The following is a 24,001-nucleotide window of genomic DNA, read 5'->3' on the forward strand; positions in this document are numbered from 1 at the left end:
CCGAGGCGCGGATCTCGGCGGGCGTGCCCCGCCGCCGCCCGACCCAGACATGGCCGGTCTGCGGCGCCCGGCGCAGGCGCTCGCCGCGGGCGAGGCCGAGCTGGACGAGGGGGTTGATCGGGCCGGCATGCAGCCAGTGCGCGCCGAGATCGACCGCATGGCCGCGGATCTGCGTGGTGACGGTGCGGCCGCCGACCCGGTCGCGCGCCTCCAGCACGGCGCAGGCCACGCCCTGCTCGCGGAGTGCCCGCGCCGCCGCGATGCCGGCGGCGCCCGCCCCAACCACGATCACGTCCGGCCGCTCCGGCAGCGGCGCGAGGCGGGGAACATGGCTCGGGCGGTGGCGGGCATGCTCGGGCCGGCCCTGGCTGATCCGCGAATCCATGCGCGACGCGATGTCCCTTTCCCACCCTCAGGGCGCGAGCACCTCGACGGTGCCGGACCTGTCCCCACCGGGGCGCGGGCTCCCGGTCAGGGTGACGATCCGGCCCTCCCAGGTGACCGCGCCGAAGCCGTGGCGCGGCGTCGGCAGCTTGGCAAGGGCGCGCCAGGAATCCGTCCGGGGATCGTAGGCCTCGACCGCAGCGAAGGTCCGGCTGCCGGATTCCCCGCCGATCACCACGACCTCATTCCCGAGCACGGCCGAGGCGGTGCCGCTGCGGGCGGTCGGCAGGGGCGCGCCCGCCCGCCAGCGATCCGTGGCCGGATCGTAGATCTCGGTGGCGTCGAGGTTGCGGTCGGGCTCGCCGTCGCGGCGGCCTCCGATCGCGACGATGCGTCCCGCGATGGCCTGGACCGCGAGATGGTCGCGCGGGGTGGACAGCGGCGACGCCGGGCTCCAGCGGTCGCTTCCGGGATCGTAGATCTCGTGGGCCGGGCTGTTGGTGCCGCCGCTGGCGCTGCCGCCGACCACGTGGATACGCCCGTCGATCACCGCCGCGCCGCCGGCCGCGCGCGGCGTCGGCATCGGCGCGCGCCGCGTCCAGGCATCGGCGGCGGGATCGTAGGCGAGGACCTCGCCACTCGCGCTCCAGCCGTTCACGTAGCCGCCGAACAGGTAGATCCGGCCGCCCTGCGCCGCGGCCATGGCGTGGTGGACGGGGTGGGGCAGGGGCGCCGCCCGGCTCCAGCGCTCGCCCGCGAGGTCGAAGACGAGGAGCTCGGTGGCGCCGTTGTAGTCGCCGATCACGTAGGCGCGGCCGTCGAGGGCGGCCACGGCCACCTCCGAGCGTGGGGCCGGCGCGGACGCGGCCGGCCGCCAGCGCGGGGCCTCCTGCGCCAGGACGGGCGCGGCGAGGAGACAGGCGGCGGCGAGGGCGGCGAGACGGTTCGGGAAGCGGTTCGGCATGCGTCCGGTCCGGGGAGGTCTCGCGGGGAACGCGGCAGGGTGAGGAAAGTGCGCGCCCTTCTATGCGCCCGAGCCTTGCGGCCGCCCGCCGCCGACGCCACACATCCGCCGGGCGCCGCGGCGCGAGGAGCCATCCGATGCTGATCCAGTCCGCCTTCTCGGCTCTGCGGCAGACCTTCTCGCCGCCCCTGCGGGCGATCCTGTGGAAGTCGCTCGGCCTCACCGTCGGGCTGCTGGTGCTGGTCTGGTTCGGGCTCACCCGCCTGATCCAATGGTTCCAGGCGAGCCACCACATCTCGGACCAGTACCCGTTCCTCGACAGCCTCGCCTTCTTCCTGGCGGGGTTCGGGCTCGTCGTGGCGCTCGCCTACGTGATGCCCGCGGTCTCGATCCTGGTGGCGGGCTTCTTCCTCGACGACGCGGCCGAGATCGTGGAGCGCACCGATTTCCCGTCCGAGCCGGTCGGCCGGGCGCTGCCCTGGGGCACGGCGCTCCTCTACGCCCTGCGCTTCGCCGGGCTGACGCTCCTGGTGAATATCGGCGCGCTGATCATCTTCTTCGTGCCGGTGGTCGGCATCGCCGCCTTCTTCGCGGCCAACGCCTACCTCCTGTCCCGGGAATATTTCGAGATGGCCGCCGCGCGCTACCGGCCCCTGGCCGAGGCGGCCGAGATGCGGCGCGCGCATTCGGGGACGACGCTCGCGGCCGGCTGTCTGCTCGCCGGGATGATGGTGGTGCCGGTGCTCAACCTCGTCACGCCGCTCTTCGGCATCGCCCTGATGGTGCACCTGCACAAGCGGCTGGCCCGCCGCCTCCCGGCGCCCGCCCCGCTCACCCGCCTGCGCTGAGGGGGCGGGACCGGCGCCTGTTCCGACGGACTGATCCCCTGCTCGGCCTCATCCCCGAGGGGGGTGGGCCGGATGAGCCGCAGCTCAGGCCTGTCCCGGCCAGACGGGCACGCCGATCAGCAGCGGGTGCAGGTAGCGCGCGAAGACGAACCAGACCGCGACGCCGATCACCACCGCCAGGATGTCGTTGCGCGGCCCGGCGGGGGCGGCCTGCCCGCCGTGCTGCTGCGCCCCCGCACCCGCCGGCACGGCCCGGCGCTTCACGCTGATGCGGTCCACCACCGCCCAGGCGAGGAAGGCGGCGAACAGGATGATCGAGCCGAGATCGCCGTTCGCCAGGAGATGGGCGGTCGCCCAGATCTTCACCGCAAGCAGCATCGGGTGCTTGGCGAAGGACCGGATCCGGCCCGGCAGATAGGCCGAGGCCATCACGATGAAGGCGAGGAGCACGAGGAGGAGGGCGAGGTGCTTGGTGAAGACCGGCGGATCCCAGACCGGGACGTAGCCCGTGGCCCGGTAATGCCCGTAGCCGACGACGATCAGCACGAGGCCGAGCACGGAGGCCAGCGTGTAGCCGAGCTTGTATTTGCCCTCGCCGACCTGCCCGATCACGGCCGCGCGCCGTGCCCGCGCCATCGAGAAGGAATGCGTGCCGAGGAACAGCACGAGGCCGAGGATCATGATGAGCATGGAAGCCCCACTCCGGGTGCTGACCTGTGGAGAGGCGGCGCCGGACCGCGCCCGCTCAAGCTCCCTGTAACGGTTCTGAACAGACTCTCCCGGTGTGTCCAGGCGGGGGCTCGCCGCAGGCGTGCGATCCACGGCAAAGAAGGTCTTCCGATGCGCCCGCGCGCCGTCCTCCTCGGCCTCGTCCTCGCGGGCGCTTGGTTTTCGAACCGGCTTCCGGCCTCCGCCGCGCAGGAACCGCCCCTGTCGAGCCTCACCCTGGTCGGGCCGGCCGTCACCGTGTTCAAGGCGGGCCGCGACGCCTGCGACGGGGCCGACGTGCCCGACGCCCCCGCCCGCGCCTTCCGCGACGCCTCGGGGGCAGTCGCCCTGTTCGGCATGCACTACCGCAACCGCGCCCTGCGCGGGCCGGACCTGGAGCATCTGACGCTCGACTGCGCGGTGGTGCTCGAGTCCGGCGAGAAGGCGGACCCCGCTCTCTACGACGCCCGTTCCTGGATCACCGCCACTTGGACCGAGGACGGGCGCGCGGTCGCGGCCCTCCTCCATCACGAGTACCAGGCGAACGAGCATCCGGGCCGCTGCCGCTCGGCGGTCTACATGGAGTGCTGGTACAACACGATCACCGCCGCCGCCTCGGCGGATGGCGGGCGCAGCTTCACCCGGGCGAGCCCACCCCGGGTGGTGGCGGGGCCGCCCTTCACCCAGGAGGTGGACCAGGGCCGGCACCGCGGCTTCTTCAACCCCTCGAACATCGTCGGCGACGGGCCCTGGCGCTACTTCCTGGCCTCGACCACCGGCTGGGAGCGGCCAGGCAGCGATCAGGAGGCGGGGATCTGCCTGTTCCGCAGCGACCGGCCGGCCGATCCGGCGAGCTGGCGCGCCTGGACCGGCCGCGGCTTCACCGCCGCCTTTCCCGACCCCTACCGGAAGGGCGCGGCGCCCGCGACCTGCCGCCCGGTCGGCCCGTTTCCCGGCCCGGTCGGCGCGGTCGTGCGCCACCGCGGCACCGGTGCCTTCATCGCGGTGTTCATGGCGAAGGCCGGGACCGGCACGCCGGGCGACTTCCCGCGCTCCGGCTTCTACTGGACCAGCTCGCGCGACCTCCTCGCCTGGGACCGGCCGCGCCTGCTCCTGGAGGGGGCGACGCTCTACGACGACCCTTGCACGGCCCCGGGTGGTCTCATCGCCTATCCCGCGCTCCTCGATCCCGGCGCCACGGGCCGCAATTTCGACGATGCCGGCGCGCGGGCGCTCCTGACCTACGCGACGCTGCGCACCGAGGGCTGCACCGTCACCTCCGACCGCGACCTCGTGCGCCGCCCGGTGGCGATCACGGTCTGGCCCTGACGGGCGCGCGGCAAACCGGCGCGGCTGTCGCGGGCTGCCGTTGACGGCCGGATACCCGCCTGCATCTCTCCTGCTCGAAGAGGCCCGATCGGGGGGGCGCGACGCCATGACCGACCACCTGCTCGCCTGGAGCGAGCGCGACGAGACCGTGGCGCCGAACGGCGTGGCCAAGCGCAGCATCGCCGGGGCGGGTGCCGGCCCCGTCCACATCACCATCCCCGCCGGCACCGAGGCGGCGCGCCACAGCCACCCGCACGAGCAGTTCGTACAGGTGGTCTCGGGCTCCGGCGTGCTGGAGACCGAGCAGGGCCGGAAGCCCTTCGCGGCCGGCCACGTCTTTCACTTCCCGGCCGGTGCCTGGCACGCCGCCACCTTCGAGACCGAGACGGTACTGATCGAGACGAACCTCGCGGGCTGAGGCCGCATCGAGGCGACGTCCGGATCCGGGCCGACGCATCCGGAGGACCGGCTGTCAATTTTTTTGACGGCCGTTGAAAAATGCCTGTGCTTGGCCTGATGCGGGGGGGCGTGTAGTACTCTCGCCTTTGAACGCCCGCCCGTGTACGCCGACGGACGACGGGGTCACCTGCCCGGACTTTTAAGAACAGAGGCATTCCCATGAGCGCCGGTACCGCCGCCGACAAGCACTTCTCGAGCACCTTCTTCTCCGCGCCGCTCACGGAGGCGGATCCCGAGATCGCCCGCGCCGTCGAGCAGGAGCTCGGCCGGCAGCAGCACGAGATCGAGCTGATCGCTTCCGAGAACATCGTCTCGCGCGCGGTACTCGAAGCGCAAGGCTCGGTGCTGACCAACAAGTACGCCGAAGGCTATCCCGGCCGGCGCTACTACGGCGGCTGCCAGTTCGTGGACATCGCCGAGAACCTCGCCATCGAGCGCGCCAAGCGCCTGTTCGATTGCGGCTTCGCCAATGTGCAGCCCAATTCCGGCTCCCAGGCCAACCAGGGCGTGTTCATGGCCCTGATGCAGCCCGGCGACACCTTCATGGGGCTCGACCTCGCCGCCGGCGGCCACCTCACCCACGGCGCCCCCCCGAACGTCTCGGGCAAGTGGTTCAAGCCCGTCTCCTACACCGTGCGCCGCGACGATCAGCGCATCGACATGGAGCAGGTCGAGCGCCTCGCCCACGAGCACAAGCCCAAGGTGATCATCGCGGGCGGCTCGGGCTATCCGCGCCACTGGGACTTCGCCAAGTTCCGTGAGATCGCCGATGCGGTCGGCGCCTACTTCTTCGTGGACATGGCCCACTTTGCCGGCCTCGTGGCGGCCGGCGTGCATCCGTCGCCGTTCCCGCACGCGCATGTCGCCACCACGACGACCCACAAGACGCTGCGCGGTCCCCGCGGCGGCATGATCCTGACGAACGACGAGGCGCTGGCCAAGAAGTTCAACTCGGCGATCTTCCCGGGCCTCCAGGGCGGTCCGCTGATGCACGTCATCGCCGGCAAGGCGGTGGCCTTCGGCGAGGCGCTGAAGCCCGAGTTCAAGATCTACGCGCGGCAGGTCATCGAGAACGCCAAGGCGCTCGCCGACACCCTGATCTCGGGCGGCTACGACATCACTTCAGGCGGCACCGACAACCACCTCATGCTGGTCGACCTGCAGCGGAAGGGCCTCACCGGCAAGGCCGCCGAGGCGGCCCTGTCGCGCGCCGACATCACCTGCAACAAGAACGGCGTGCCCTTCGATCCGCAGAAGCCGACCATCACCTCGGGCATCCGCCTGGGTACCCCGGCCGGCACCTCGCGCGGCTTCGGCGTGGCCGAGTTCAAGCAGATCGGCGGCTTCATCGTCGAGGTGCTGGACGGCGTCGCGGCGAAGGGCGAGGCCGGCGACAGCGCGGTCGAGGCCAGCGTGAAGAGCCGCGTGCACGCGCTGACCGATCGTTTCCCGATCTACGGCTGAGGCTCAGGCGTGACGGCCGCCCTTCCGGCGGCCGGCCCGAGAGGCTAGGACACGAGGCCGCGGATCCCCCGATCCGCGGCCTCTCGCGTTCCCCGGTACGAAGGACCGCCCATGCGGTGCCCCTATTGCGGCGGCTCGGATACCCAGGTGAAGGACTCGCGGCCCAGCGAGGATGGGGCGGCGATCCGCCGCCGCCGGGTCTGCCCGGATTGCGCCGGCCGCTTCACTACCTTCGAGCGGGTTCAGCTGCGCGAGGTCACGGTGCTGAAGCGCTCCGGCAAGCGCGTGCCCTTCGACCGGGACAAATTGCAGCGCTCGATCGATGTGGCTCTCCGCAAGCGCGCGGTCGATCCGGACCGGGTCGAGCGTCTCGTCAGCGGCATCACGCGGCAGCTCGAGAGCAGCGGCGAGGCCGAGGTCTCCTCCGAGGCGATCGGCGAAGTGGTGATGCAGGCGCTGAAGGGCCTCGACGACGTGGCCTATGTCCGCTTCGCGTCCGTCTACAAGAACTTCCGCGAGGCGCAGGACTTCAAGGACCTGCTCGGCACGCTCGGGGCCGTCACGGCGGCTGAGCCCGAGACGGTCGAGGGGGCCGATTCCGACGGCTCCGCCCGACGCCCGGCCCGGCGGACGCAGCCGTGAGCGATGCCCGCTTCATGCGTCTGGCCCTGGCGCTCGGCCTGCGCCATCTCGGCCGGACCTGGCCGAACCCCTCGGTAGGCGCCGTGGTCGTGGCTGGGCCGCCGGGCGCGGAGCGGATCGTCGGCCAGGGCATCACCGCGCCGGGCGGGCGCCCGCACGGGGAGCCCGTGGCCCTGGCCCAGGCCGGCGCGGCGGCACGCGGCGCCACCCTCTACGTGACGCTGGAGCCCTGCTCTCATCACGGCCGCACCCCGCCCTGCACGGACGCGATCGTCGCCGCCGGCATCGCCCGTGTCGTCAGCGCGATCGAGGATCCGGACCCGCGCGTGGCGGGGCGCGGCCACGCCCAGCTCCGCGCCGCCGGCATCGCGGTCGAGACCGGGCTGCTGGCCGAAGAGGCGCGGCGCGACCATCTCGGCCACGTCACCCGCATCACGCAGGGGCGCCCGACGGTCCATCTCAAGCTCGCCCGGACCCAGGACGGCTTCGCCGCCGCCTCGGGCCCGGAGCGCCTGCGCATCACCGGGGCGGTCGCCGATGGGGCCGTGCATCTCTGGCGGGCCCATGCGGACGCGATCCTCGTCGGGATCGGCACGGCGCGGGCCGACGATCCCTCGCTCACCGTGCGCCTGCCGGGGCTGGCGAGCCGCTCGCCGCAGCGGGTGGTGCTCGATTCCCGTCTCCTCCTGCAGCCGTCGAGCGTGCTGGTGCGGACCGCCCACGACGTGCCGACCCTGGTGCTCACCACCCGCGGCGCCCCGGCCCATGCCAAGCGCATGCTGGAGAGCCTCGGCGTCGAGGTAACGCGGGTCGCCGAGGACGGGCGCGGGCAGGTGGATCTCCCGGCCGCGCTCGCGGCACTGGCCGAGCGCGGCCTGACGCGGCTCTGCAGCGAGGGCGGGCCGCACCTTGCGGATGCCCTAGCGCGGGCCGATCTCATCGACCAGTGCACCCTGATCACCGGGCCCGGCGCACTCGGCCCGGCAGGCGGCCTGCCGGCCATGGGCGCGAACCTGCGCGCGCTGATCGACACGGGTCGCCTGCGGCCGGTCTTGGCGCGCGACCTCGGCCCAGACCGGGCCGTCACCTACGAGCGGATTCCATAGATGTTCACCGGGCTCGTCAGCGATATCGGAACCGTTCTCTCCGTCGCGGGCGACGAGTCCCTGCGCCGGCTCACCATCCGCTGCGGCTACGATCCGGCCGGCATCGCGCTCGGTGCCTCGATCGCCTGTTCCGGCCCCTGCCTCACGGCGGTCTCGGTGGAGCCGGCGGAGGGCGGCGCCGTCTTCGCGGTGGATGCGGCGGCCGAGACGCTGGCCCGCACCACGGTCGGCCTCTGGCGGGCGGGCACGCGGATCAACCTCGAGCGCTCGCTCAAGATCGGCGACGAGCTCGGCGGCCATCTCGTCACCGGCCATGTGGACGGGCTCGCCGAGATCGTCTCGCGCGAGCCCATCACCGACGCCGAATCGTCCTGGGGCGCGAGCGAGCGCTTCACCTTGCGCGCGCCGAGCCACCTGTCGCCCTTCATCGCGGCCAAGGGCTCGGTCTGCCTCGACGGCACCTCGCTCACCGTGAATACCGTCGAGGGCGACCTGTTCTCGGTGCTGCTGATCCCGCACACGCTCGAGGTCACCACCTGGGGCGAGCGCCGCGAGGGCGACCGGCTGAACCTCGAAGTGGACCTGATCGCCCGCTACGCCGCGCGTCTCACCGAGGCGCGGGCGCAGGCCGGCTGATGGATCCTCAGCGCGGCGGGATCGAGTAGGTCCCCGTCGCGTGGCAGACGAGGTCGTCGCTGCCCGCGGCCGTGATCAGCACCTCGCCCACCGCGAGCCGGCGGCCGAGCTTGAGCAGCCGGCATTCCGCCAGGAGGTCGCCGGTGGCGGGCTTGCGCAGGAAGTTGACATTCAGGCTCGTGGTCACGGCGAGCGCCACCGGGCCGATATTGGCGAGGATCGCCGCGTAGAGCGCGTAATCGGCGAGCGCCATCATGGCCGGGCCCGAGACGGTGGCGCCGGGCCTCAGGAAGCGCTCCTGCGCTTCGAGCCGCATCCGCGCCGAGAGCGGGCCCACCGCCTCCAGATGGTAGGCACGGCCCCCCGCCTGCATCTGCGGGAACTCGCGGTCGAGGAAATCCTGCGTCTCCGCGAGGGTCAGGGCCGTGCTGCTCATGGAGCCCATGCAGCACGGCCGTCGATGTGGGGCAAGGCGGGATCGGCGATCCGCTCAGAAGAAGATCGGCCGCGCGCTCGCCACGTGCTCGGCGAGCACCGTGCCAGTGGCCGGGTCGATCTCCTTGAGCACCGCGTCGTAGCCCCAGAGGTCGGCGAGGTGCTGCAGCACGCGGGCCGCATCCTCCTTCTGCAGGGTGATGCGGTTGAGCGCCTTGTGGTGGAGGATCAGCCGGCGGTCGCCTTCGAGGTCGACATCCACCACCTCGATATCCGGGTCGAGCCAGGCCACGTCGTACTGGCGGGCGAAGGAGCGGCGCATCTTGCGGTAGCCGCGCTCGTCGTGGATCGCCTCGACGCGCAGTTCCGGCTCGTCCGGATCGTCCACCACGTGGAACAGGCGCAGGTCCCGCATCAGCTTGGGCGAGAGGAACTGCGCGATGAAGCTTTCGTCGCGGTAGTTCTCCCAGACGTCGCGCAGCACCGCCATGGCGTCGCCCGTGCCTGCGATCTCCGGGAACCACACACGGTCTTCCTGCGTCGGCTGCTCCACGATGCGCTGGATGTCCTGCATCATCGCGAAGCCGATGGCGTAGGGGTTGTGGCCGCCATAGGAGCGGTCGTCGTAGGTCGGCTGCCGGATCACGTTGGTGTGCGACTGCAGGAACTCGAGATAGGCCGCCTCGCCGATCTGCCCCTTCTCCGAGAGCGCGTTCATGATGCGGTAGTGGACGTAGGTGGCGCAGCCCTCGTTCATCACCTTGGTCTGGCGCTGCGGGTAGAAGTACTGCGCCACGAGCCGCACGATGCGCAGGATCTCGCGCTGCCAGGGCCTGAGGCGCGGGGCGACCTTCTCCAGGAAGTAGAGGATGTTCTCCTGGGGCAGTTCGAGCAGCGCCCGGCGCCGGTCGGCCGCGGCATCCGTGCGCGCCGCGCCGGGCTTGTTCGGCAGGGTGCGCCAGAGGTCGTTGTAGATCTGCTCGCCGTGCTCGATCCGCTCGCGTTCGCGCCGCTGCTCGGAGGCGAGATCCGGCCGCTTCTTGCGGGGATAGCGGTGCACGCCCTGGCTCATCAGGGCATGAGCGGCGTCGAGCACCTGCTCCACCGCCTGCTGCCCGTGGCGCTCCTCGCAGCGCGCGATGAAGCCCTTGGCGAAGTCGAGATAGTCGAGGATGCCCTCCGCGTCGGTCCACTGCTTGAACAGATAGTTGTTCTTGAAGAAGTGGTTGTGGCCGAAGGCGGCGTGGGCGATCACCAGCGTCTGCATGGTCGCCGTGTTCTCCTCCATCACGTAGGAGATGCACGGGTCGGAATTGATGACGATCTCGTAGGCGAGCCCCATCAGGCCGCGGCGGTAGCTCGCCTCGTGCTGGGCGAAGTGCTTGCCGAAGGACCAGTGCTTGTAGAACAGCGGCATGCCGATCGAGGCATAGGCGTCGAGCATCTGCTCGGCCGTGATGATCTCGATCTGGTTCGGGTACCAAGACAGGCCGAGCTCCGGCCCGGCGACGGCCTCGCAGGCGTCGTGGATGCGCCGGATCGTGTCGAAGTCCCAGTCGTTGCCCGTGAACAGGAGCTCCCCGGCCTTGACCGGCTGGATTCTCGGGCGGCTCAGGCTGGTCACCATCCGGCCATTCTCCTCGACATGTCCTCCCCACCCCGCACGGGAGGGAGAGGGAACCTCACGCGTCCGCCTTGGCGTCCTTGCGGCCGAACAGCTCGCGGAAGACGGGGTAGATCTCGCGACGGTGGTTCACCTTGCGCATGGCGATCGCGCCGCCGGACTTGGCGACGGCCTCGTAGGTGCGCCACAGGGTGGTGCGATGCTCCACGAAGCCGGCGCGCGGCCCGTTCTCGTCGCCGACCTCGAGATAGGCGAAGTGCTGGCAGGCCGGCAGGATGTGCGCGCGCAGCAATTCGGTCGAGGTCGGGCCGTCGGAGGAGACGTTGTCGCCGTCCGAGGCCTGGGCCGCGTAGATGTTCCAGTCGTCGGGCGAGTAGCGCTCGGAGATGATGCGCTTCATCTCGACCAGCGCCGAGGAGACCAGCGTGCCGCCGGTCTCGCGCGAGCCGAAGAAGGTCTCCTCGTCGACCTCGGTGGCCCGGTCGGTATGGCGGATGAACACGATCTCCACGTGCCGGTAGCGGCGCGTGAGGAAGATGTGGAGCAGGATGTAGAACCGTTTGGCAAGGTCCTTCATGTGCTCGGTCATCGAGCCCGAGACGTCCATCAGGCAGAACATCACCGCCTGGGCGATCGGGCGCGGATAGGGCTCGAAGCGGCGGAAGCGCAGGTCGATCGGATCGACATAGGGGATGCGCTTCGAGCGCTCGCGCAGGAGTTCGAGGGAGGCCAGGAGGTCCGGCCGCTCGGGCGCGTCCTCGGGCAGGGCGTCGATGCGGGCCTCGAGCGCCGCCAGCTCGTCGGGCTTCGGGCGCTTCAGGGCGATGCGGCGGGACATGGAGTTGCGCAGCGTGCGCCCGAGGGCGAGGTTGGCGGGCGAGCCCGTCACCGTGTAGCCGGCCCGGCGCAGGCCTTCCGTCTCGACGATGGCGAGGCGCCTCTTGGCGAGGTCGGGCAGTTCCAGATCCTCAAGGAAGAGCTCTAGGAACTCCTCGCGGGTCAGCACGAAGCGGAAGGCGTCCTCGCTGTTCTCGCCGCCCTCGCCCCCCTCGCCGGAGCCGCGGCCCCCGCCGCCACCCGGCGGACGCTCGATCGTGTCGCCTTCCACGTAGGTCTTGTTGCCGGGCAGGATGTGGTCCTGAAGCCCGGTGCCGGGCTGGCGGCTGAACCGGGGCTCGCGCACGCCGTCGGCCGGCACCGTGACGCGGCCGTCCTTGCCGAGGTCCTTGATGTCCCGCTCGCGGGCGGATTCGCGCACTGCGCGCTGCGCCACATCCTTGACCCGCCGCAGGAAGCGCTGCCGGTTGGGGAGGCTCTTGCCCCCGGGATTGAGCCGACGGTCGACGATGTGCATCCGGTGCCTGAACCCTCGTCCCGCTTCATGAGGCCGGCCATCATCGCCGGCCGGCCGTTCGAAACTGTGGCGGCGTGAGGGTATGCCCCGAGCGGGGCCGCCTCACCCCGCCTGCTTCACCCGCATGTACCATTCCACCAGGCGGCGGACCTGCCGCTCGGTGTAGCCCCGGTCGACCATGCGCTCCACGAACTCGCCGTGCTTCTTCTCGGTCTCGCCGTCCTTCTTGGAGCCGAAGGAGATGACCGGCAGCAGCTCCTCAACCTGGGAGAACATGCGCCGCTCGATGACCTCGCGGAGCTTCTCGTAGCTCGTCCAGTTCGGGTTGCGCCCGCCATGCTGCGCCCGCGAGCGCAGAGCGAACTTCACGACCTCGTTGCGGAAGTCCTTCGGATTGGCGATGCCGGCCGGCTTCTCGATCTTGGTCAGCTCCTGGTTGAGAAGCTCGCGGTTGAGGAGCTGGCCGGTCTCGGCATCCTTGAAGTCCTGGTCCTCGATCCAGGCGTCGGCGTAGTCGATGTAGCGGTCGAACAGGTTCTGCCCGTAATCGTGATACGATTCGAGGTAGGCCTTCTGGATCTCGTGGCCGATGAACTCGGCGTAGCGCGGTGCGAGCTCCGTCTTGATGAACTCCAGATAGCGCTTCTCGGTTTCAGGCGGCAGCTGCTCGCGGCGCAGCGCCTGTTCCAGCACGTACATCAGATGCACGGGGTCGGCCGAGACCTCCGTGGTGTCGTGGTTGAAGGTCGCGGCGAGCACCTTGAAGGCGAAGCGGGTCGAGATCCCGTCCATGCCCTCGTCCACACCGGCCGTGTCCTTGTACTCCTGCATCGAGCGGGCGCGGGGATCGACCTCGCGCAGGGACTCGCCGTCATAGACCCGCATCTTCGAGAACAGGTTGGAGTTCGCGTGCTCGCGCAGGCGCGAGAGCACCGAGAAGCGGGCCAGCATCTCGAGGGTCCCCGGCGCGCAGGCCGCGGTCGAAAGCTCCGAGCTGAGGATCAGCTTGTCGTAGATGCGCTGCTCCTCTGCGACCCGGAGGCAGTAGGGCACCTTGATCACGTAGATGCGGTCGATGAAGGCTTCGTTGTTCTTGTTGGTCTTGAACGACTGCCACTCGGCCTCGTTCGAGTGGGCCAGGATCACGCCCGTGAAGGGGATCGCGCCGATATTCTCCGTGCCGACATAGTTGCCCTCCTGCGTCGCAGTGAGCAGGGGGTGCAGCATCTTGATCGGCGCCTTGAACATCTCGACGAATTCGAGGATGCCCTGGTTCGCCCGGTTCAGGCCGCCCGAGTAGGAATAGGCGTCGGGATCGGCCTGGGAGAGGGTCTCGAGGCGCCGGATGTCGACCTTGCCGACCAGGGAGGAGATGTCTTGGTTGTTCTCGTCGCCGGGCTCGGTCTTGGCGATGCCGATCTGGCGCAGGCGCGAGGGCCGCACCTTGATCACCTTGAACTGCGAGATGTCGCCGTTGAACTCGTCCAGGCGCTTGAGGGCCCAGGGGCTCATCAGTCCGGTCAGCCGCCGACGCGGGATGCCGTAGCGGCTCTGGATCTCGGACCCCATGGTCTCGGGGTCGAACAGGCCGAGCGGGCTCTCGAAGACCGGCGAGACCTCGTTGCCGGCCTTGAGCACGTAGATCGGGTGGACCTCCATGAGGGCCTTCAGCCGCTCGGCGAGCGACGACTTGCCGCCGCCCACGGGGCCGAGCAGGTAGAGGATCTGCTTGCGCTCCTCCAGCCCCTGCGCCGCGTGGCGGAAGAACGAGACGATCCGCTCGATCGTCTCCTCCATGCCGTAGAACTCGGCGAAGGCGGGATAGGTGCGGATCGTCCGGTTCATGAAGATCCGGCCGAGGCGCGAATCCTTGGCGGTGTCGATGAACTCGGGCTTGCCGATGGCCTCCAGGATGCGCTCGGCCGCGGAGGCGTACATCAGCGGTTCGTCGCGGCAGGCCTCCAGATACTCGGAGAGCGTCATCTCCGTGTCGCGGCGCGCCTCGTAGCCTCTGGCGAAGCTCTGGAAAAGGTCGTTCGTCGCATGCATCGGCATTCGATAACCCTCTCAGACCACACGTAGCTTCATCCTGTCCCGGCTCGGATGCAACTGACAGGCCCGCATTTGTCGCAGTGCGACGAACGTGCTGCTGCCGCGTGTGGTCGTTGCAACACTCGGCCTTTCGGCAGGGACAATCAACAGGTCGCCGCTCCGGCCCCCACCGGACATTCTACCGAGGTCGCCCCGACCCGGGCGGCCTCCCACGCGTCCCGTCCTGCGGTCTGTGCGCCGCAACCATCGGCTGCTGCGCCGCACCGGGCAGGGCCCGGTCACGATCCCGGGGCGTCTCGACCGTCGAACGGGCCTCCACCCGCGACCGCGATCGCTCTCCGCCGAAGTGGGTGCCGGTTCGGCAAAAGAGAACGCCTCAGAACAAGGACTTCGAGCCGTCCTCGGTTGCCGCGCGATCGGGAATGGCTCTAGAGGTCCGTGCCCTCCTTCTTCGCGTCGCCGCCCTTGCCCGCATCCTTCGAGGCCGCCTCGACGGTGATCTTGATGTTCTGCGTTTGCACCTGTCCGTCGGCGCTCTTGATCTCGAAGGTCACCTCGTCGGCGCCGGTGAAGCCGGCCTTGGGCTGGTAGAACAGCGCCTGGACGCCGGCCTCCTTGTTCGGGCAGCGGTAGCTCGCCGGGGTCTTCTGCTTGCCGGTCTTGGTGATCAGGGCGCCGTTCTTGGGCGCGCCCGAGACCTTGAACTCCGGCATCGGGCCGGTGGAGCAATCCTTCTTCAGGTTCGGCGCGATCGCGAGCCGAACCGTCTTGCCGGCGGCGACCGTCTCGCTCTTCGTGATCGTCGTCTGCGCGAGCGCAGGGGCCGCCGTCAGGCTGGCGGCCACGAGGCCCGCGGCGACGCGCGCGGCGATCGGGCTGGCGAAGGTCATGGATCGGCTCTCCCCTCTGATGCCCGGCGCGGCCTCGCGCCGGAGACCGGCATGTGGGGAGGCGCCAGCGACCCGTCGAGAGGACAGGCGTGGGGAGCGCGCACCTATTCCTGCAGCGCCGCCGCCACCACGCCGGCCACCCGGGCGATCTGCTCGGGCGGCAATTCGCCCGCGAGCGCGGCGGCGAGGCGGTCCGCGATGCGGGCGCGCTCGCCCGCATCGGCGAGGGGCGTGATCGGGATCTGCTCCTCCCCGAGCCGGCAGACCCGGCGGATCGTCTCGGCCGCCCTGAGCAGGGTCTCGCGGTCGGCCGGTCCCATCTCCCAGAGCGGGTTGCGCAGGCGGCTGATCACGCGGCGTGCGTCGCGGTATTCCGGGTCAGCCAGGGTCGCGGCCTCGATCCGGCTCGCCAGGAAGACCAGTTCCAGCACCTCGCCTGCCGCCGCGGGACAGGTGCGGACGATCCGCATGAGGCGGCTCGTCAGTTCCTGTGTCGGCGTGAGCGGACGGCTGGCTTTAGGCATGCGGGCATAAACGCGAGCGGTGCCCGCACGGTTCTCGCGCCGGAACGCCCCGTCCGGCCGACGGCTCGCGGAGGGGCCGCCCGAGATCCGTGTCCGGACCTGCGGGATCAGGTCTCGGGTGGGCTGCGCAGGACCGCCAGCGCGTCCCGGCAGGCGTAGAGGTCGCGCAGGGCCGCCCGCAGGATCGCCCTGTCGCCGGGCTCGACCTCCTGGCCGGCCTCGCGCTCCTGCAGCGGCGGCGCGGCGGCCACGGCCTCGCCGCGGCCCACCGCCTGCACGAAGCGCACCCCGTGCTCCTTCAGCACCCGCTGGGCACCCTTGATGGTGTAGCGCTGCACATGGAGCAGGTGACGGATGCCGGCGACGAGGTCCACGTCCTCCGGCCGGTAGTAGCGCCGGCCGCCCGCGCGCTTCAGCGGCCGCACCTGGGCGAAGCGCGTCTCCCAGAAGCGCAGCACGTGCTGGGGCACGTCGAGATCCTCGGCCACCTCGCTGATCGTCCGGAAGGCGCCCGCCTGCTTGGATCCGGCCCCGGCGGAATCGGGGCGGGCGGCGAGCGAGGGGGCCGGCATGGGAGCGATCCTGTGCGAGGGCGCGGGGCCGGAATCACCGGCCCGGCCGATCATAGGACGGGGCGGGCCCGAACCGAAGGTGCGCGGCGCGCCGGGCGGCCAGAACCCTGCGCGATGGCGGCGCCAAACGAAAAGGGCCCGCGCCGGTGGCGCGGGCCCTCGAAACCAGGCGATCCCGGCGGGATCGGATCAGCGCGAGTAGAACTCGATGACGAGGTTCGGCTCCATCTGCACCGGGTAGGGCACCTCGGACAGACCGGGCACGCGGGTGACGCGGGCGGTCATCTTCTGGTGGTCGACCTCGATGTAGTCCGGCACGTCGCGCTCGGCGAGCTGGGTCGCGACGATCACGACCTCGAACTGGCGGGCAGCCTCCTTCACCTCGATCACGTCGCCGGGCTTCACGAGGTAGCTCGGGATGTTCACGCGCTGGCCGTTCACCTTGATGTGGCCGTGGTTGATGAACTGGCGCGCGGCGAAGGGGGTCGCGACGAACTTCGAGCGGTACACGACCGCGTCGAGGCGGCGCTCGAGCAGGCCGATCAGGTTCTCGCCCGAATCGCCGCGCAGGCGGATCGCCTCGGCGTAGTAGCGGCGGAACTGCTTCTCGGTGATGTTGCCGTAGTAGCCCTTGAGCTTCTGCTTGGCGCGCAGCTGCGTGCCGAAGTCGCTCATCTTGCCCTTGCGGCGCTGGCCGTGCTGGCCGGGGCCGTACTCGCGGCGGTTCACGGGGCTCTTCGGGCGGCCCCAGATGTTCTGGCCCATGCGGCGATCGAGCTTGTGCTTCGCCTGAACGCGCTTCGACATCGCGTGTCCTCTGTCCTGTTCTACGTAGCGAGGAACGCGCCCTCCTCTTCCCGCCGGACCGAAGAGCCCTCAGGGACGACAGGGCGGGGTTGAGGCCGCCCACGGGTGCGTATGAAAATGCGACGGGGCCCCGCATCGGAGCCCCGTTGACCGGGCGTCCATAGAGCAGGCGGCCGCGGCGGTCAACGCTCGCGTCCGGCGGCATCCCGCCGGACGCCATGTCGTGGGGGCCATGTCGTGGGGCCATGTCGTGGGGCCATGTCGAGGAGGGCAGGCCGCGATCGGGCTGTCGTCACGATGGGGGCCATCGTCACGATTGGTGCGCGACACCGGCTCCCCTCGACCGAGAATTGGGATAAGTAGCGCTCGAAATCCGGGCCGGCACGCGCCGGCCTGCGCCGCGAGGATGAAGAGACGCAAGGCGATGACCGGCGACAGCACGTCCAGCTCCCCCACGGCCGGCCTCGGCCTGATCCGGCCCACCTCGCAGCTCGTGACGATCTTCGGCGGCTCGGGCTTCCTCGGGCGCCACGTGGTGCGCGCCCTCGCCAAGCGCGGCTACCGCATCCGCGTCGCCGTGCGGCGGCCCGACCTGGCCCTGTTCCTGCAGCCGCTCGGCAAGGTCGGCCAGATCGTCGCGGTGCAGGCGAACCTGCGCTATCCCGATTCGGTGGCCCGCGCGGTCAAGGATTCGGACGTGGTGATCAACCTCGTCGGCATCCTGCAGGAGACGGGCTCGCAGAGCTTCGCCCGCCTGCAGGCCGAGGGCGCGGGCCTGATCGCCCGGGAGGCGGCAAAGGCCGGCGCGGCGATGATCCAGGTCTCGGCGATCGGTGCCGACCCGACCTCGGAATCCGCCTATGCCCGCACCAAGGCCGCGGGCGAGGCCGCGGTGTTCCAAGCCTGCCCGGACGCGATCGTGTTCCGGCCATCGCTGATCTTCGGGCCCGGCGACAGCTTCTTCAACCGCTTCGCCAGCCTCGCCCGGGCCCTGCCGGTGCTGCCGCTGGCGGGCGGCCAGTCGCGCTTCCAGCCGGTCTTCGTCGGCGACGTCGCCGAGGCGATCGCCCGCGCCGTCGAGGGACGGGTGCCCGGCGGCCGGGTCTACGAGCTCGGCGGTCCCGAGGTCGGCACGCTGGAGCACTTCGTCCGCTACATGCTGGAGACGGTGCAGCGCCGCCGCGCCGTGCTCGACCTGCCGCTGCCGCTGGCGCGGATCCAGGCCCGGATCCTCGAGGTCGCCGACACCCTCACCTTCGGCCTGCTGCCCGACGAGCTGAAGCTCACCCGCGACCAGGTGACCCTGCTGCAGCAGGACAACGTGGTCTCCGAGGCGGCCAAGGCGGAGGGCCGCACCATCCAGGCGCTCGGCATCGAGCCGACCGCGGCGGAGGCCGTGGTGCCGGGCTATCTCTGGGTCTACCGCAAGGCCGGCCAGTTCGCGACGGGGCGCGGCTCCGAGGCCCAGGCCGAGGTGCCCGACCTGCTGACGGCCGAGCCCCTCGATCCGGGCTCGCAGCACCGGCCGCAGCGGGCCTCGGGACCCGCGCTCGCCGCCGACCCGGGCGGCCCCCCCGGCCGCATGGGCACCCGCTGGGGCTCGCGCCGCTAAGGTATGCGGGGCTCGATCGAGGGTTCCCCCTTGTCATGGGTTCCGGGCGGAGCCCTGGAATCCCGACGGTCGCAAATCCCCGGAGCCTGTGCTAGGCGCGGCGCAACAGAGAGACGCGAGGTGGCCCGCCGGGGACGGCGGGCCGGGGACGCATGGCTGAGAACAACGAGTTCTTCCGCGAGGTCAACGAGGACTATCGCCGGGATCAGGTCGCGCAGATCTGGCGCCGCTACGGCGGCGTGATCATCGCGCTCGCCGTCCTGCTCGTCGCCGGCGTCGGCGGCTGGCGCTACTGGCAGAACGTCCAGCGCAGCGCCGCCGAGGCGGCCTCCGAGCAGTTCGACACCGCCAACCGCCTCGCCCGCGACGGCAAGGTCGCGGAGGCCGATAAGATCTTCGACGGCCTGGAGGCCCAGGGGCCGGCCGGCTACCGCCTGCTCGCCCGCTTCCGCTCGGCCGCCGAGACCGCCAAGACCGATGCCGCCAAGGGCGCGGTGGAGTTCGACGCGCTGGCGGGCGATGCCAATGCCGGGGACGGCCTGCGCGACCTCGCCCGCCTGCGCGCCGCGCTGCTGCGCCTCGATGCGGCCGATCCGGCCCCGGCGCTCGCCAGCCTGCAGAGCCTCGCCGCCGGCACCCCTTTCCGCCACACCGCCCGCGAGATGCTCGGCCTCTCGGCACTGAAGCGCGGCCAGTACGACGAGGCCGGCCGCTGGTTCGACCAGATCAGCGCCGATCCGGATACGCCGCAGGGCCTGCGGCAGCGCATCGAGGTCTACGCGGCCATCGTCGCGGGCGGCCCCGTGACGGTGACCGAGGCCAAGGCCGAGCCCGCCGCGCCGCCGCCGATCACCCGCTAGATTTTTTCCGGGTCCCCGCGCGACTTGGTGTAAGGAACCGATTCCGGGCGCGTCGCGCCCGGCCGGGACGGACAGGCCTGCGCGCGGACCACACACGCATTCGAGAGACATCATGGATCTGCCGACCGTCGCGATCGTCGGCCGGCCGAACGTCGGCAAGTCGACCCTGTTCAACCGCCTGGTCGGGCGCAAGCTCGCCCTCGTCGACGACCGACCCGGCGTCACGCGCGACCGGCGCGAGGGTGACGTGCAGTTCGGCGGGCTCTCCTTCCGCGTCATCGACACGGCGGGGCTGGAGGAGGCCGATGACGACACGCTGACCGGCCGCATGCGCATGCAGACCGAGGCCGCGATCCTCGCGGCCGACGTCGTGCTGTTCGTGATCGATGCCCGGGCCGGCGTGCTCCCGGCCGACCAGCCCTTCGCCGAGCTGGTGCGGCGCTCAGGGGTGCCCGTCATCCTGATCGCCAACAAGGCGGAGGGCGGCGCCATCGCCGGCGCCTACGAGGCCTTCTCCCTGGGCCTCGGCGACCCGGTCCCGTTCTCCGCCGAGCACGGCGAAGGCCTGGGCGAGCTGCACGAGGCGCTGAAGACCGCCCTGCCCGAGCCGGATTCCGACGCGGAGGACGAGGAGGGCCCCGAGGGGCGCCCCTTGCGCGTCGCCATCGTCGGGCGGCCGAATGCCGGCAAGTCGACGCTGATCAACCGCATGCTCGGCGAGGAGCGCCTGCTCGTCGGCCCCGAGGCCGGCATCACGCGCGACTCGATCTCCCTCGACTGGACCTGGCGCGGCCGCCGGATCAAGCTGCACGACACCGCCGGCATGCGCCGCCGGGCCCGCATCGACGACAAGCTGGAGAAGCTCGCGGTCTCGGATGGCTTGCGCGCCGTGCGATTCGCCGAGGTCGTGGTGGTGCTGCTCGACGCCACGATCCCCTTCGAGAAGCAGGACCTGACCATCGTCGACCTCGTGGAGAGCGAGGGCCGGGCGCTCGTCATCGGCCTCAACAAGTGGGACCTCGTCGCCGACCAGCCGGGCCTGCTCAAGACCCTGCGCGAGGACTGCACGCGCCTGCTGCCGCAGGTGCGGGGCGTCTCGGTGGTGCCGCTCTCGGGGCTCGCGGGCGACGGCGTCGACCGGCTGATGCAGGCCGTGGTCCAGGCATCCGAGGTCTGGGACCGGCGCGTCTCGACCTCGCGCATCAACGACTGGCTCTCGGAGGCCACGAGCCGCAACCCGCCGCCCGCCGTCTCGGGCCGGCGCATCAAGATCCGCTACGCCACGCAGGTGAAGAGCCGGCCGCCGCATTTCGCCCTGTTCGGCAACCAGCTGAACGCCCTGCCGAAATCCTACACCCGCTACCTCGTCAACGGCCTGCGCGAGACCTTCGACCTGCCCGGGACGCCGATCCGGCTGTCCTTGCGCACCTCGCAGAACCCCTTCGACAAGAGCTGAGACGCTCTCGCGCCGCGGCTCCCTCTCGGGAGCCGCGGCGCTCTCGGACCGGTCGGCCCCTCAGCTCCAGGCGTGGAAGGGCGGGGCGACGCCGTTGAGCGCGTGGTTGCCGACGATCGCGTATTTCCAGCGCACAGGATCGTGCAGGGTGTGGGTGCGCGCGTTGCGCCAGTGCCGGTCGAGATTGTGCTCGGCAAGAGTCGAGCGGGTGCCGGCGAGTTCGAACAGCCTGTTCGTGGCGGCGAGGGCGGCCTCCGTCGTCAGCACCTTGGCTTCCGCCGTGGCGAGCTGGGCCGCGGCGACGCTTGTGGCGTCCGGCGCCGCCACCGCCGCGTCGATCGCTTGCCCCGCCCGCTCCAGCAGCGCCTCGGCGGCGTGCAGGCGGATGGTGAGGTCGCCCACCGCCTGGATTGTGTAGGGGTCGTCGGAGGCGCGGTCCTGCCCGCTGTCGATCCAGGGGCGCGACTTCGTGCGCACGAAGTCGATCGTGTCGTCGAGCGCCGCCCGCGCGATGCCGGCATCGACCGCGGCCTGGATGATCTGGAAGATCGCCCCGTTCGCGCTCGGGCGCTCGTAGCCCTTCCAGGCGGGCACGAGATGGGTCTTGGGAACGCGCACATCCGCGATCAGCACCGTGCCGCTCGCCGTGCCGCGCTGGCCGAAGCTCGACCAGTCGTCGATCACCGAGAGGCCGGGCGCGTCGCGCTCGGCGATGGCGTACCAGGCGCGCCCCTCGCCGTCCGTCGCCACGATCGGCACGAGATGGGCGAGGAGCGCCCCCGTGGCATAGAATTTCTGCCCGCGCACCACGACGTGGTCGCCGTCCTCGGTGAAGCGCGTCTCGAAATCGCCAGCCCGCTTGGTGCCGCGCTCGGAGAAGGCGTTGCCGAAGCGGGTGCCGCGCAGGACCTCGCCGAACAGGAGGGCCTTCTGCTCGGCCTCGGACACCGTGTCGATCGCCGCGACGATGCCGAGATGGTTCTGCGCGATCTGCCCGATCGACGGGTCCGCGGCCGAGATGATGGCGATCACCGTCGCCAGCGTCGCGTAGGAGACACCGGGGCCGCCATGGGACCTCGGCACGTTGATCGACCAGAGCCCGCTCTGTGAGAAGGCGTCGAGCTCGGCGGCCGGACGTGCGCCGGTGCGGTCGCGCTCGGCAGCCCCGGCCCGGAAGGCTGCGGCGAGGTGCTCCGCCACGCGGATCGCCTCGGCGTCGTCGCGGATGATGTGGGCAGGCTCGCTCGGCCGCACAGGCCCCGGAACGGGCTGCTGCACGGGCTGCGGCGTGCCGGCGAGCGAGCCGGCATTGACGGCGATGTTCATGGATCGGGCTCCCGAGAAGATCTCACGATCGCGCCGCCTTGACGGGGCGCGGGGTCCCTCTCCCGCCGGGAGAGGGTGACTGTCACGGGTCCGCGCCCCGTCAGGCGGCCTCGGCCCGCCGCTCGCGGGCGGCCTCAAGGGCGCGGACCCGCGGGATCACCCGCTCGCCGAAATACTTCACCTCCTCTTGGAAGTGCAGGAAGCCGAGCAGTGCGAGATCCACTCCGACATCCTTCAGCGCCACGATGCGCTCGGCGATCTGGTCGGGCGTTCCGATCAGGTTCGTCTTGAAGCCGTCATTGTACTGGACGAGGTCCTCGAAGCTCGATGTCGCCCAGTTGCCCTCACCCTCCGGCGAGGCCTTGCCGGCGTTCTTCACTTCGTGGCCGAACGCCTTGACCGCCTCCGGGTCGGCCTGATCGATGATCTGCTGGAGGACGGCCCGGGCCTCCTCCTCCGTGTCGCGGGCGATGACGAAGGCGTTGACGCCGATCTTCACCGAATGGCCGTTCTCGCGCGCCTTGGCGCGGATGTCGTCGACCTGGGTCCGGATGTTCTCCGGCGTGTTGCCGTTGGTGAAGTACCAGTCGGAGACGCGCGCGGCCATGTCGCGCGCCGCCCGCGAGGAGCCGCCCTGGAAGATCTCGGGCAGGGATTGGGCCGGCTTCGGCTTCAGCGTGTAGTTCGTGTAGCGGTAGAAATCGCCGCGGAAGGTGAAGTTGTCCTGCGTCCAGATCCCGCGCAGGGACCGGATGAACTCCTCCGAGCGGCGATAGCGCTCGTCATGGTCGAGCCAGGGCTCGCCGATCGCCCGGAACTCGCCCGAGAACCAGCCCGAGACGATGTTCACGGCGATCCGCCCCTCGGTGAGCTGCGAGATCGTCGCCACCTGCTTGGCGGCGAGCGTCGGGTTCCAGGGGCCAGGCAGGATCGCGGCGATCACCTTGAGCCGGGAGGTCGCCGCCAGAAGCGCGTGGCTGAAGGCCACCGATTCGTGCTGGTACTCGGCGCCGTAGCCCGCCGTGAAGCGGATCTGCGTCAGCGCATAGTCGAAGCCCGCCTCCTCCGCGATCTGGGCAAGGCGGCGATTATACGCGGCATCCCAGCTCGTGCGCTGCTCGATCTTGCTGATGACGAGACCGCCCGAGACATTGGGCACCCAGTAGGCGAAGCGGATGGGCTCGGGCGCAATCGTGGCGACGGCCATGGCGGGACTCCTCCGGTTTCATTGGGGATTGCGACGCGGCGGGCAGCGGCAGGGGCGGCCCGGAACTGTCGAGGCAAGTATTCCGGAGTCAATCCTGTCCGTCAAAGGAACAGGGCCATCTTCTTCTGCCTGTTTCGGCAAGATCATCCCTTGCTTCCGTGGGCGTGCCGCAAATTTCTCCTCACGCTGCCGCCTGGAACGGGCCGGAGCGAACGATGCCCCCCTCAGGCACAGCATTGGCTCCGCGCGTTCCGTAAATCGAACGCGGTCGCCGCGTCGGGTCCCGGCGGCAGGGGCTGTCCGGGCGGCTCGGCCCGGCATTCGCAGAGATCTTCTCCCCCGCCTTGCGGGAAGAACACGATCATCTCTGCGGTCTCGTCCTTTTATAAGAACGTTTCATTGACCGCGGGCGGCCTCTCACGCAGCCTTTAGTCATCGAGACCGCGCCGCAGCGATGCCCTGCGCGCTCCGCCTCCTCGCGCCAACAACCGGACGGACACGCGATGACACGACCGAGACTCGTCGCCTTCAGCGCCAACCTGCAGCGTCCCTCAAAGACCCGGGTCCTGGTCGAGGCGGTGGCGGAGGAGGCGGTGGCGCGCGCGCCCCTCGACCTGCGCGTCTTCGACCTCGTCGATGCCGGCCCCGCGCGTGGCGCCGCCAGGCTGGTCGATCTTCGCGTGGGTCGACACCACGGTCAGTGGACCGACCTCCAGCCCGGTCTCGCGGGCAACGAAGGCCA

Annotated in this window: 23 protein-coding genes and 1 pseudogene; 11 read left to right on the top strand and 13 right to left on the bottom strand. The window is 70.8% G+C overall.

Going from position 1 to position 24,001, the window contains the following annotated elements; all coding sequences use genetic code 11:
- On the bottom strand, positions 1–385 hold a 385-nt coding region (locus MET9862_RS21325), incomplete at its 3' end, for an FAD-dependent oxidoreductase (RefSeq protein ID WP_142584873.1).
- A 27-nt stretch (positions 386–412) separates the two neighbouring features.
- Positions 413–1,348 carry a Kelch repeat-containing protein gene (locus MET9862_RS21330; RefSeq protein ID WP_142584874.1) on the bottom strand — a complete coding sequence of 312 codons (936 nt, stop codon included), beginning with the start codon at positions 1,346–1,348 and terminating at the stop codon, positions 413–415.
- Between the two features lie 137 nt (positions 1,349–1,485).
- On the opposite strand from MET9862_RS21330, the gene MET9862_RS21335 reads away from it, so the two are divergent.
- Positions 1,486–2,196, top strand: coding sequence for a sulfate transporter family protein (locus MET9862_RS21335; RefSeq protein ID WP_142584875.1), 711 nt, complete (start codon positions 1,486–1,488; stop codon positions 2,194–2,196).
- Between the two features lie 84 nt (positions 2,197–2,280).
- Here the strand turns inward: MET9862_RS21335 and MET9862_RS21340 are convergent, their stop codons facing one another.
- Positions 2,281–2,886 carry an NnrU family protein gene (locus tag MET9862_RS21340; RefSeq protein WP_142584876.1) on the bottom strand — a complete coding sequence of 202 codons (606 nt, stop codon included), beginning with the start codon at positions 2,884–2,886 and terminating at the stop codon, positions 2,281–2,283.
- A 150-nt stretch (positions 2,887–3,036) separates the two neighbouring features.
- Here MET9862_RS21340 and MET9862_RS21345 point away from each other — a divergent pair, with 150 nt between their 5' ends.
- The 6 genes from MET9862_RS21345 to MET9862_RS21370 all read left to right on the top strand — a co-directional run bounded on the left by MET9862_RS21345 (position 3,037) and on the right by MET9862_RS21370 (position 8,540).
- Positions 3,037–4,233 (top strand): hypothetical protein, encoded by a 1,197-nt coding sequence (locus tag MET9862_RS21345; protein WP_244612827.1) that lies wholly within the window; start codon positions 3,037–3,039, stop codon positions 4,231–4,233.
- Positions 4,234–4,339: 106 nt separating this feature from the next.
- Positions 4,340–4,651, top strand: a complete 312-nt coding sequence (locus tag MET9862_RS21350; protein ID WP_142584877.1) for a cupin domain-containing protein — start codon at positions 4,340–4,342, stop codon at positions 4,649–4,651.
- Positions 4,652–4,851: 200 nt separating this feature from the next.
- A complete protein-coding gene (gene glyA / locus MET9862_RS21355; RefSeq protein WP_142584878.1) occupies positions 4,852–6,156 on the top strand; it encodes a serine hydroxymethyltransferase in 1,305 nt (434 codons plus the stop codon).
- Between the two features lie 111 nt (positions 6,157–6,267).
- Positions 6,268–6,798, top strand: coding sequence for a transcriptional regulator NrdR (gene nrdR / locus MET9862_RS21360; RefSeq protein ID WP_438616641.1), 531 nt, complete (start codon positions 6,268–6,270; stop codon positions 6,796–6,798).
- Positions 6,799–6,812: 14 nt separating this feature from the next.
- Complete coding sequence (ribD, locus tag MET9862_RS21365) at positions 6,813–7,904, top strand: bifunctional diaminohydroxyphosphoribosylaminopyrimidine deaminase/5-amino-6-(5-phosphoribosylamino)uracil reductase RibD (protein WP_142584894.1); 1,092 nt, start codon at positions 6,813–6,815, stop codon at positions 7,902–7,904.
- Positions 7,905–8,540, top strand: a complete 636-nt coding sequence (locus MET9862_RS21370) for a riboflavin synthase (protein ID WP_142584879.1) — start codon at positions 7,905–7,907, stop codon at positions 8,538–8,540.
- Between the two features lie 7 nt (positions 8,541–8,547).
- On the opposite strand, the gene MET9862_RS21375 is transcribed toward MET9862_RS21370, so the two are convergent.
- The 8 genes from MET9862_RS21375 to rpsD all read right to left on the bottom strand — a co-directional run bounded on the left by MET9862_RS21375 (position 8,548) and on the right by rpsD (position 16,798).
- Positions 8,548–8,976 carry a PaaI family thioesterase gene (locus MET9862_RS21375; protein ID WP_142584880.1) on the bottom strand — a complete coding sequence of 143 codons (429 nt, stop codon included), beginning with the start codon at positions 8,974–8,976 and terminating at the stop codon, positions 8,548–8,550.
- A gap of 54 nt (positions 8,977–9,030) precedes the next feature.
- Positions 9,031–10,602, bottom strand: a complete 1,572-nt coding sequence (locus tag MET9862_RS21380) for a SpoVR family protein (protein ID WP_142584881.1) — start codon at positions 10,600–10,602, stop codon at positions 9,031–9,033.
- A gap of 55 nt (positions 10,603–10,657) precedes the next feature.
- A complete protein-coding gene (locus MET9862_RS21385; RefSeq protein ID WP_142584882.1) occupies positions 10,658–11,953 on the bottom strand; it encodes a YeaH/YhbH family protein in 1,296 nt (431 codons plus the stop codon).
- 102 nt (positions 11,954–12,055) lie between these two features.
- Positions 12,056–14,008 (bottom strand): PrkA family serine protein kinase, encoded by a 1,953-nt coding sequence (locus MET9862_RS21390; RefSeq protein WP_142584883.1) that lies wholly within the window; start codon positions 14,006–14,008, stop codon positions 12,056–12,058.
- Between the two features lie 425 nt (positions 14,009–14,433).
- Positions 14,434–14,895 carry a 4-aminobutyrate aminotransferase gene (locus tag MET9862_RS21395; RefSeq protein ID WP_142584884.1) on the bottom strand — a complete coding sequence of 154 codons (462 nt, stop codon included), beginning with the start codon at positions 14,893–14,895 and terminating at the stop codon, positions 14,434–14,436.
- Between the two features lie 104 nt (positions 14,896–14,999).
- Positions 15,000–15,365, bottom strand: coding sequence for a hypothetical protein (locus MET9862_RS21400; protein WP_244612828.1), 366 nt, complete (start codon positions 15,363–15,365; stop codon positions 15,000–15,002).
- 161 nt (positions 15,366–15,526) lie between these two features.
- Positions 15,527–15,991, bottom strand: coding sequence for a MerR family transcriptional regulator (locus tag MET9862_RS21405; RefSeq protein ID WP_142584886.1), 465 nt, complete (start codon positions 15,989–15,991; stop codon positions 15,527–15,529).
- A gap of 189 nt (positions 15,992–16,180) precedes the next feature.
- Positions 16,181–16,798 carry a 30S ribosomal protein S4 gene (gene rpsD / locus MET9862_RS21410; RefSeq protein ID WP_142584887.1) on the bottom strand — a complete coding sequence of 206 codons (618 nt, stop codon included), beginning with the start codon at positions 16,796–16,798 and terminating at the stop codon, positions 16,181–16,183.
- A 424-nt stretch (positions 16,799–17,222) separates the two neighbouring features.
- Between rpsD and MET9862_RS21415 the strand changes: the two genes are divergently transcribed.
- The 3 genes from MET9862_RS21415 (at position 17,223) to der (ending at position 20,726) form a co-directional block, all read left to right on the top strand.
- Positions 17,223–18,410: a complex I NDUFA9 subunit family protein gene (locus MET9862_RS21415; protein WP_142584888.1), complete on the top strand. Its 1,188-nt coding sequence runs from the start codon at positions 17,223–17,225 to the stop codon at positions 18,408–18,410.
- A gap of 152 nt (positions 18,411–18,562) precedes the next feature.
- Positions 18,563–19,270, top strand: coding sequence for a tetratricopeptide repeat protein (locus MET9862_RS21420; protein WP_142584889.1), 708 nt, complete (start codon positions 18,563–18,565; stop codon positions 19,268–19,270).
- A gap of 112 nt (positions 19,271–19,382) precedes the next feature.
- The gene (der, locus tag MET9862_RS21425) at positions 19,383–20,726 is read left to right on the top strand and encodes a ribosome biogenesis GTPase Der (RefSeq protein WP_142584890.1); all 1,344 of its coding nucleotides are present in this window, start codon (positions 19,383–19,385) and stop codon (positions 20,724–20,726) included.
- Positions 20,727–20,786: 60 nt separating this feature from the next.
- Here the strand turns inward: der and MET9862_RS21430 are convergent, their stop codons facing one another.
- Entirely contained in the window at positions 20,787–22,052 is a 1,266-nt protein-coding gene (locus tag MET9862_RS21430; RefSeq protein ID WP_142584891.1) for an SfnB family sulfur acquisition oxidoreductase, read from the bottom strand.
- Between the two features lie 100 nt (positions 22,053–22,152).
- Positions 22,153–23,259, bottom strand: coding sequence for a dimethylsulfone monooxygenase SfnG (gene sfnG / locus MET9862_RS21435; RefSeq protein WP_142584892.1), 1,107 nt, complete (start codon positions 23,257–23,259; stop codon positions 22,153–22,155).
- Between the two features lie 503 nt (positions 23,260–23,762).
- Between sfnG and MET9862_RS21440 the strand changes: the two are divergent.
- Positions 23,763–24,001, top strand: a pseudogene (locus MET9862_RS21440) (hypothetical protein); the annotation flags it as partial.

The sequence above is a fragment of the Methylobacterium symbioticum genome (genome assembly GCF_902141845.1).
In the GTDB taxonomy this organism is placed as follows: Bacteria; Pseudomonadota; Alphaproteobacteria; order Rhizobiales; family Beijerinckiaceae; genus Methylobacterium; species Methylobacterium symbioticum.